3 protein-coding genes are annotated in these 1255 nt (G+C 56.1%); all 3 read right to left on the reverse strand.

Annotated elements, in window-relative coordinates; genetic code table 11:
* Nucleotides 1–5: 5 nt before the first annotated feature.
* On the reverse strand, nucleotides 6–653 hold the full coding sequence (locus H8711_RS13730; RefSeq protein ID WP_249283894.1) for a DUF4366 domain-containing protein: 648 nt from the start codon (nucleotides 651–653) through the stop codon (nucleotides 6–8).
* Nucleotides 640–906 carry a DUF4315 family protein gene (locus H8711_RS13735; protein ID WP_005927622.1) on the reverse strand — a complete coding sequence of 89 codons (267 nt, stop codon included), beginning with the start codon at nucleotides 904–906 and terminating at the stop codon, nucleotides 640–642. Before H8711_RS13735 ends, H8711_RS13730 begins: the two co-directional genes overlap by 14 nt.
* A gap of 22 nt (nucleotides 907–928) precedes the next feature.
* Nucleotides 929–1255: C40 family peptidase (locus H8711_RS13740; protein WP_249283740.1), on the reverse strand; the 327-nt coding region annotated here is incomplete at its 5' end.

Raw genomic sequence — 1255 nt, forward strand, 5'->3', positions numbered from 1 at the left:
CATTCTCATTCCTCCGTATCTTCCTCCCACGGCGGGGTATCTTCGTCCTCGGGTTCCTCTGCGATCTCCTCCAGCTCCCCGTCCTCATATTCGCAGTAATCATCTTCCAAATCCGGGGCTTCATGCTTCGGCTTGTAAATCTTGAAATAGTAACCAATTCCACCGCCGGCCAGCACCACCGCGCCGATCAGGAGCATAGAGAGAAGGGGGCTGTCCTTTTTCTCCGGCTTGGGTTCCGGTACTTCCTCCACAGGTTCGGTGGGCTTTGGCTCTGGCTCCGGGGTCACTTCTTTGGGCGGTTCCTTACCCTGTTCGGCAAGAGGCAGAAGGTCGTCTGTGGTAACGGTATTGAGGAAATAGACATTCTCGCTGGTTTTCTGTTTGTCGATCACCAGATAAAACACGCTCTCGTCTGCTGTGGTAATGGTGTAAAACTCTTTACCGTCCTCGTCGGTGGCGTTGTCCACCACGGTTCCCGTCCCGTCCGGGGTAAAGGGGTTCTGGGTTTCCGTCTCCGCTTCGGTTTCCACCGGAGCGGGAGTGGCCTCGGGCTGCGGCTCATTGCTCTGGGCGTAAGCCGGGACCGTAAAGATCAGGCAACACAAAAGGCTGGCAGTTATCGCCGCCAGCCTGCGGTATTTAGTTTTCTTCATGGGCTGTGTCCTCCTTTTCGGGCGCCTCCGGCTTCGGGTCAGTATGGCCCGAAGCGGTAAGGCTGTTTTTGGGGTCATTTAGAAAAGCCATAAGCTGGGCGGGTGTCAGTTTGAGGGAGCGCACCGCCTGTACGATCTGGCTGTTTTCTTCCTCCTGTTTCTGCTTTTCCAGCTCCCGGATTTTGGCCTGCCACTCGGCAGCCTTCTCCCGGGCTTTTTCCAGTTCCTTATCGAGCTTGTCGATCTTGTTCATGCAAGGACTCCTTTCCTCTGGCTCACAGACGCCCGAAGGCATAGAAATGTGTCTGCCAGTAGCTTGAATTGATATTTGCGTATTGGATGGGGGACCCACAATGGAGCATCATCCCGTCGCCCACATAAATCCCCACATGGGACACAGGGCCGGGGCTGTCATAGGTTCCCGTGAAAAAGATAATATCGCCCGGCTTTGCCTCGGAGGGAGAAATGATAGCACACTGGTTGTAAATGCCCTGCGCCGTGGTACGGGGCAGGTTGTGGACGCCGCTGGCCGTGTACACCCAGCAGACAAAGCCCGAACAGTCAAAGGAGGTGGACGGGCTGGAGCCGCCCCACACATAGGG

It is taken from the genome of Ligaoa zhengdingensis, assembly GCF_014384885.1.
Lineage (GTDB): Bacteria > Bacillota > Clostridia > Oscillospirales > Ruminococcaceae > Ligaoa > Ligaoa zhengdingensis.

What these genes read in the sequence shown, in the direction of transcription:
- H8711_RS13735 (WP_005927622.1), bottom strand. Translation starts at nt 906, where the DNA reads ATGAACAAGATCGACAAGCTCGATAAGGAACTGGAAAAAGCCCGGGAG.
- H8711_RS13730 (WP_249283894.1), bottom strand. Translation starts at nt 653, where the DNA reads ATGAAGAAAACTAAATACCGCAGGCTGGCGGCGATAACTGCCAGCCTT.